Here is a 6,795-nt window from a genome sequence, read left to right on the forward strand (position 1 = left end):
CGCGATTGAGTCGACCTTCGCGACTGTGCGTCACCGCACGACGCGCACGCGCAACTGTGTGTCACGAGCGACCTTCCTTGGCCTGGCCTTCAAGCTGATCGAGGAAGCCGAGAAAACCTGGCGCCGCATCAACGGTGCCGAACACATCGAACTGCTCTTGAAGGGCATTCCCTTCAAGGACGGTGCCCCGGCGCAAGACAATCCGCCGGATCAGCAGAAACTCGCCGCCTGAGAACCGGCCACGATCAACCTTCGTACACCAGATTTGACTTTATCTCATTGAGAATTCGATCAGGCCGTTCACCGTAGGGCGCCGGAACTGGCTCTTCTGTGACACCGTGGCTGGCGCGAACGCAAGCGCGAATCTGTACTCGATCATTGAGACCTGCAAGGCCAATGGCGTCGATACGTACCGCTATCTCGTCGCCTTGTTCAAGGCGCTGCCGCTCGCGAAGACCGTTGACGACTACGAGGCCTTGCTGCCTTGGAATCTCAAGACATCCGCTGTTTAGCCGACCTCGTATCCGGCCGCAAGAGGCGTTGTTAGTCGACCGCTTACAATGAACCCGAGGTTGTCCAGCTTGGGCCATTCGATTCAGAAGCTGTGATTGATTACCTGCTACCAAACTTTTGAGCGGACGCAAGCCAAGCCGTGCGTGCGTCGTCTGCCGTCTCGTTCCACTGCATCGGCCCCTTACTCGTCCCACACCGCATCGACTTCCCTGATTAGGTGTCCTGCGAGGACGTAATCGCCGAGCTTCGCTGCCCTTATTTCCAGCCGCTCCAACTCACCCGCCTCCAGACTGCTGAACTCAAATTGGCAGTAAAGATTGCGCTGACGGAACGTCAACTTCGGACGACTGAGTCCGGCCAGGAGCGCTGCCGGCGAGCGGACGGCAATACTCTCATGGCCGCGATACTGGATCCGTACACCACGCTTGTCGCCCAGCCGGCCAAGTTCGATCGCGTCTTGCCAACCGGACTCATAGTCCAGATCCACGACCGTTACCCCCGCTGTTTCCAGGAGCTTGAGCGCTTGGCCTGCGACCAAGATAAGGCGGGGCCGGGCTTGTCGAAATGGCTAGCCGCCGGTGCCTAGCAACGCCTTGAGGTTATGCACCAGTCGCAACCGCATATCCTCGGACGATAGGCCGAAAAGGGACCCCATCTCGTTTGCGGCATCTCGGACGTCGCTGGGGCGCATAGGACGACCCTCATGCGAGACGAAGGGGCCGTCCGTTTCGGTCAGAAGGCGCTCTAGCGGCAGGCCGCTGATCAGCTTGCGATGCTTCGCTGACCTCAGCATCTCGCTATTGACAGAGAAGTAGCAGCCTAGTTCTACAGCCCGGCGGGCGTCGCTCGCGGTGCCCGTGAACCAGTGAAGGACTACGCGTCCGCGGTCGGCCGGGAGGGCGTTCTCAATGTGGCCCAGTACCTTGGCGACTGCACGGACGCTGTGAACAGTGAGGACCTTATTGCCTTGCTCCGCGCAGGCCCTCAGGATGTGCTCGAACACTTTCTGCTGTGCATCGAAGCTGTGGTAGAAGCGTGGCGCGGCGTCGAGGCCGACTTCGCCAACATACCGGGCGTCCGCAAGATAGCGCTCCAAGAGGGATAGTTCGGCCTGACGCTCCGCCACGAGCTGCGGGTGGAGGCCCAAGGCAATGCGCACGTGCTTTGCATCTGCTGCCAACTCGCGATTGCGCGGCCACGCCCTGGGAGTGGTCGTGACCGCGAGTGTGGCGACCCCTTCGCGGTCGCATTCCGCAATCAATGCCTCGTGATCGGGATAGAGATCCAGATGACAGTGGAAGTCCACCCAGCGCGGCGTCGCGACACGCGATGACCCCGTCATAGTGGAGCTGCGCGGACGCGTCGCAACAGCTCCCCGACCTCTTGCAACCCGGCCACGTAGACCGCCTCGTAGTCGGCGAGGCGTTGGGGGTGATCCGTCAGGGGACCGGGTCGATGGATATCAAAGCGGGCTCTACCAGGGTTGTCGGCGAGCCTGGAGAGTGCAAGCTGGAACGAGCGGACATCCTTGCCCTCCGCTTTGTTGGTGTCCAGTACATGATGACGAAGATTGCGCACGCGGTACGGTGTCTTGTCGCGTCCGAGGGCCATCCGTATGGCGGCGCGTCGTATCAGGCAAGGCACGCAGCGCCCGCAGTGTCGCTGATGGCGCTCCTCCGGATCCGGGTCGAAGCGCCGGTTCCCCGGTGATGAGCACGACATGGTTTTCCTGGCCTCCCTTCTGAGGAAGGCAAGATCGGCGCAGTTGGCGGCCATTTGTCCCTTGGTCATGAACGCGTAGGGATTCACGAGCTCGGCTCGAATTCCCAGCCCGCGGATGATCTCACCGAACCTTGCCATGTAGTAAGGATGCGTGGTGCGCGTGCTCAGGGCCCCCACGCGCAGGGGGTCAAGTGGTACGTTTAGCGAGATCAGCCCGTTCTCCGGGACGTGGATGATCATCTCTTCGCCCGTTGCATCGGCCGCCATCGCCGCCAACGAGAAGAATAGGAAGGAGCGGGCGCGTTGTGTCTCCTCGATGGTGCTGCCTTCGAAGGTCTTCTTGGGAAAGCCGATATACGCACGTACTTGTCCAAAACTCCCCTTGCGGAAATGCCGGCTGAGCGCGACGGAGCAGGTTTTCTGGTGGCTGCTGGTGACCCGATCCCAGTAGTGGCTGATCAGCAGCGGCGTTTGTCCGCGGGCCAACAGATCGATCGCACCAATGAAGCTATCCAAACCACCCGAGAAGAGGCAGACCGAGGACGGCTCGAACAGGCGTAACTGCGTCGGCCCGGACGCGATCGAGGTAAAACCCGAAGGGCGCGGCCGGAAGTAGATGTTCCAGCGATCTCCGGTAAGGAAGTTAAGCGTCGTGCTCAGCAGTGGGCTCAGGCCTGTCCACCTGCCGCAGTCCTGGACCGGGATATGCAGGTCGATTTGGCGGGTCCAAGCGTCCTGTGCGTCCAGGTCCCGCGAAATACGCGTATCGGCGGCCGTCACCGCAGTGGCCAGCACCGCGAGGTCCACCGCGGTTTCCGATGGCTGCAGCCCGAGTATGGCAAGCTTTTCGAGTGTCTGGCCCAGGCCGTAGCCAAGTCGCCGCTGCCCGGTCACAAAGTCAATCACGGTCTGATGCGTCTCGGGCCGGCTCAATCGGACCGGAGCGGCGTCGCCGGTACCCAAGCGTACAACGATACTATGATGCCTCATGATGCAGACTCCCCCGCCGCGACGATCAATTCGAACGCGGCCTCATAGATTTGACTGACCACATCTGCGATCGCTTGGTCGGACAGCCTGTCGACATTGGCTAAGCGTCCCTGCAGTTGGCCACGTGTGGCGCCATCGATAAAATCGTGGAGCTGGTCTTGGGTGTCCTGTACAGCTTCGACGTCTTCGGGGAGGGTAACGCCGCGCCCCCCGATGTCCGCCATGACCCGCCCCTCGATGGAACGGGCGATGAAATCGAGGAAGAAGTCCTGCAATTGCTCGCGGGTCAGCGAATCGAAGCTTCCCGTCTCCGCGTCGGCGAAGTCACTGATGGTTTCGAGCATGGCCTGCCGGGCGATGCCCTCATCCACGGTGCCGCCGGGCGGGCAAATGAACTCGAGGATCGCGACGAAGACGTCGGTGGCCGGCTGACCGGCCAGACCATCCAGGTTGAGTTGCCGGAGGGCTTCGACGGGCCCAAGTCGCTGAAAGTCTCGCACGACACCGAGTAGCCCCCGGGCTGCGCCCTGTGCCGCCCCCATCCTGCGTGCGGCACGTCTCGGTCCGCCTGTCCCCTTGCTGACATACTGCGAAACGGCTTTGCCGAGTGAGCTGCTGCTCCCCGTGCGGGCAAAGCGCGTGAAGTTACCGCGCGCACCGGATAGGTCTCCACCGCTGCCCGTGTCGGGCTGCCGGGGCGCGGTGGCGGGCGTCGGTTGACCGGGCACGACCGGCGGGCTTTGCGGTGTCACGGCAGGAACCGGACCGGGTGGCGGCATGGCCGGCGGCATCGGATCATCGAGGAATGATGGAACGAGTCCGGTTGCGGGCCCCCCATATGCTTTCGATGTACCCATCTTCCTAACCCCATTTATCGAGGCTTATCATAGCCAGCGCCGCGCCATGCACAGCCTTGTTTGCCGTCTGTTCAGCCCAGCCTTGCACCATGGCGCGGAATTCCGCCGTCACCGTCGGATCGTGCAGGCAAGGCCCCCAACTTGTTACGGCCCACGCGCCAAGCCTTTGCATCGGGAGCTCCCGTAGGAACTCCATGACTTTCCGTTGCAGGTGTTGATGGTTTTCCACAAGCCGTACAAGTCCATCGACGCCTGCCGGCTTGGTCTTCAGTTTGTCCTTCTGGATGATGCGGCCCCGGATGGCATCGAACACCTCCTCGGATTCGGGGACCGAGAGCTTGGCAATTTCGTCCTTAGCGCCGCTCACAGCGAGCATGGGTCCCATGAGTTTTTCGACCAATGCCTCGAGATGGCTGGCGGCAACGAGCCCGCCGAGGGAACTGCGCTTGTCCCGCGTCACAAAAACGTAGGGACGCAGATCAACGCCAGCCAAAGGCGGATCGATCATCGCCCAGTCCCGGGCCCATTGGTTCTTGTCCCATTCTGCCACTGCCGCCTCGCTCTCCGCGGGCTCGCCCGCAGCTTGGGCCCGGCCGGCATTCTTCGGTACCGCCGCGCCTTTTGCGGTCGAGGACGACGCGCCCACATGCGCCTCGAACTGTGCCAACGCGTCCGGTGCGCCCTCTGGGTGGCCGGCGGCGAGCCGTGCGATCTGTTCGTAGAAGTCGGGGTAGAACCGTTCCGCCAGCATGATCTTGGCAAGGGTGGGCCGCTCGATGTCGTCTCCAAAGCCCCGTGCCTCAGCAATCGCGTGTCGTAGCATGAGCGAGTTTAGGAAGCGCTTGATCTGCCGCGGATTGCCGCGCGTGCCCTCGCTCAGGATGGGTGTCACATGTGAGCTGATGGCGAGTGCCTGATCGATTTCGGCAGGAATCTCGCCGTCCATTGCCGTCTCGACGGTATTGCGATCGAGACCGCGGCTCTTCCAGGGCCGCTTCATGTCTTGCCGTGCGGTCTTCAGAAGCGCGGCGAATCGCGGATCCTTGGCACCGAGCGCACTCTCGGCCAGCAGAAGGGTGACGTACACCCTCGTCTCGGCGACGCCGAGCGCAGGTATGCGGAAGGGGACCTGGATCAGCTTTTCCAGATAGTTACGTGCATAGCTGACTGGCCCGGCACTCGGCGGTAGATCCGGAAAATTCTCCCGCACCGCATACTCGATCATCAGCTCGTCGGCGCCAATGACGAATGCACTTTGTTCGACAAAGAGAAAGAGCCGGATGGCTTCCAGCGTTGCTATGGCGGTCTTCGGTAGGCATCGGTCTAGATCGTCGACGATGACGACAAGACGTTCCACCTTTGCGGCCGCAAGGAGTTCTTTAAACTCATCACGGAAGGCATGGATATGCTCCGGTAGATACTCGGTGTCATCCGATGCGTCTTTTATGAATTCCTTGGCCTTATCCGTAGCAGTTTTAAGATCCTCGGCGGTGATATGGTCGCGAGGCTTTGCGAGCATGCTGCTGGCCAGATCCAAGGCGCTCTTCACCTGGTCCAAGGTGGGCACACCCGTTGCAGTCGTTAGTGCAAATCCGCCGGCCTTCCGTGCAAGCTTAAGCCAATCAATTCGCTTCAGCACTTTCTTAGCGGCCTGTGCGACTTTTGTGGAAGTAGGTCTTTCCCGGCGCAGTTCGTCAACAATGGTCTCGAGTACCACCGTCTTCGCATCCTCGAAGCCTTCGAACGTCCAGCCGTTGAACCAAAGGCAAAGCACCTTTTCCTTATCGGAAAAAGATGCCTCCAGCATCTTAAGGACGCTGGATTTTCCTGCGCCCCAATCACCATGGACACCAATGGTAATCGGTGCCTCCGATGTTTTTTCGATAAGCCTAACAACGGTTTTCGCAATCGCCTCGTAGTACAGCAGGTCGGTTGCGGTCTCCTGATCGTTCAAAAACATTGACCGGCTCCGTGGAATTCTAAACGTCTTTTTTTTGGGATAGAGTATAGCGTCAGCGAGCTAGCGGCGCTGCCCTGAAATGGGAAGAAAAACCAATCTACAAACCGAACGACCCGGCATGGGTGGTGGAAAACTCCCGGAGCGGCGGTGGGATGTGATGCTGGACAGCAGGTCAGTCTTGCGCGCCAATAGTCTTGTCAGTGAAGTTGGACCGGCGTTTCCGGACCAGCATGCCAGTCGGGGGGGCATGGCGCCATACGCCGGACCCCACCCATGAGGGGTAATGGGATCCGACCTGCGCGACGATAAGGGGAAACTCCAAACCGTCAGCGCCAATCGCTGAGGTCCGCCCGGTGCCTATATCGAAGATGGCCAACAAATCGCTCGCCGATCGACCTCCCCGTCGTGTACCCAATCCATCCAAGTTAAGCCGCCAATAAAATCGCAATTCCCCCCGCGAACCCTTGACAGATGACGAGGTTCGAGGGGCCGCCGCCCTGCTTGCGCTGGCTGTTTAGCGCAAGCAGGGCGGCGGCCAATAGAGGATCGTTCTTCGATCTTCGCTTGGCTCTCATGCCCCTGTCCGATTTGTTCGCTTCGCTTACCGAATATTTGCACACCAAGGTCTTTCACGATCTTGCTCGCCATCCCGAACGTCCCGCCGCTTTCACCCGTCAGCGCAAGCTCACTCTGCCGACACTGATCGCATTCATGCTCGGCAACTTGCGCATGGGCGTACAAGCCGAACTCGAT

The 6,795-nt window shown here is 60.6% G+C and carries 6 protein-coding genes and 3 pseudogenes; 3 read left to right on the forward strand and 6 right to left on the reverse strand.

Annotated elements, in window-relative coordinates; translation table 11 throughout:
- Nucleotides 1–232, forward strand: a pseudogene (locus K309_RS38520) (IS256 family transposase); the annotation flags it as partial.
- 43 nt (nucleotides 233–275) lie between these two features.
- Nucleotides 276–512, forward strand: a pseudogene (locus tag K309_RS41070) (transposase domain-containing protein); the annotation flags it as partial.
- Nucleotides 513–694: 182 nt separating this feature from the next.
- On the opposite strand, the gene K309_RS0133205 reads toward K309_RS41070, so the two are convergent.
- From K309_RS0133205 to K309_RS43520, 6 genes are all read right to left on the reverse strand, one after another.
- Nucleotides 695–1,000, reverse strand: coding sequence for a PHA-granule associated protein 4 (locus K309_RS0133205; protein WP_232232611.1), 306 nt, complete (start codon nucleotides 998–1,000; stop codon nucleotides 695–697).
- Between the two features lie 81 nt (nucleotides 1,001–1,081).
- Entirely contained in the window at nucleotides 1,082–1,855 is a 774-nt protein-coding gene (gene qatD / locus K309_RS0133210) for a Qat anti-phage system TatD family nuclease QatD (RefSeq protein ID WP_029050265.1), read from the reverse strand.
- Nucleotides 1,852–3,141, reverse strand: a complete 1,290-nt coding sequence (qatC, locus tag K309_RS0133215) for a Qat anti-phage system QueC-like protein QatC (RefSeq protein ID WP_198030903.1) — start codon at nucleotides 3,139–3,141, stop codon at nucleotides 1,852–1,854. Before qatC ends, qatD begins: the two co-directional genes overlap by 4 nt.
- An 80-nt stretch (nucleotides 3,142–3,221) precedes the next feature.
- On the reverse strand, nucleotides 3,222–3,977 hold the full coding sequence (gene qatB / locus K309_RS0133220) for a Qat anti-phage system associated protein QatB (RefSeq protein WP_198030904.1): 756 nt from the start codon (nucleotides 3,975–3,977) through the stop codon (nucleotides 3,222–3,224).
- A 109-nt stretch (nucleotides 3,978–4,086) separates the two neighbouring features.
- The gene (qatA, locus tag K309_RS0133225; RefSeq protein ID WP_029050268.1) at nucleotides 4,087–6,042 is read right to left on the reverse strand and encodes a Qat anti-phage system ATPase QatA; all 1,956 of its coding nucleotides are present in this window, start codon (nucleotides 6,040–6,042) and stop codon (nucleotides 4,087–4,089) included.
- Between the two features lie 425 nt (nucleotides 6,043–6,467).
- Nucleotides 6,468–6,617 (reverse strand): hypothetical protein, encoded by a 150-nt coding sequence (locus K309_RS43520; protein WP_156914528.1) that lies wholly within the window; start codon nucleotides 6,615–6,617, stop codon nucleotides 6,468–6,470.
- Here K309_RS43520 and K309_RS41075 point away from each other — a divergent pair.
- Nucleotides 6,616–6,795, forward strand: a pseudogene (locus K309_RS41075) (IS4 family transposase); the annotation flags it as partial. The gene K309_RS43520 and the pseudogene K309_RS41075 overlap by 2 nt on opposite strands.

Source organism: Cupriavidus phytohabitans, assembly GCF_000426345.1.
In the GTDB taxonomy this organism is placed as follows: Bacteria; Pseudomonadota; Gammaproteobacteria; order Burkholderiales; family Burkholderiaceae; genus Cupriavidus.

Coding starts and splice junctions, on each gene's coding strand:
- qatD (WP_029050265.1), bottom strand. CDS start 1,855: ATGACGGGGTCATCGCGTGTCGCGACGCCGCGCTGGGTGGACTTCCAC.
- qatA (WP_029050268.1), bottom strand. CDS start 6,042: ATGTTTTTGAACGATCAGGAGACCGCAACCGACCTGCTGTACTACGAG.
- K309_RS43520 (WP_156914528.1), bottom strand. CDS start 6,617: ATGAGAGCCAAGCGAAGATCGAAGAACGATCCTCTATTGGCCGCCGCC.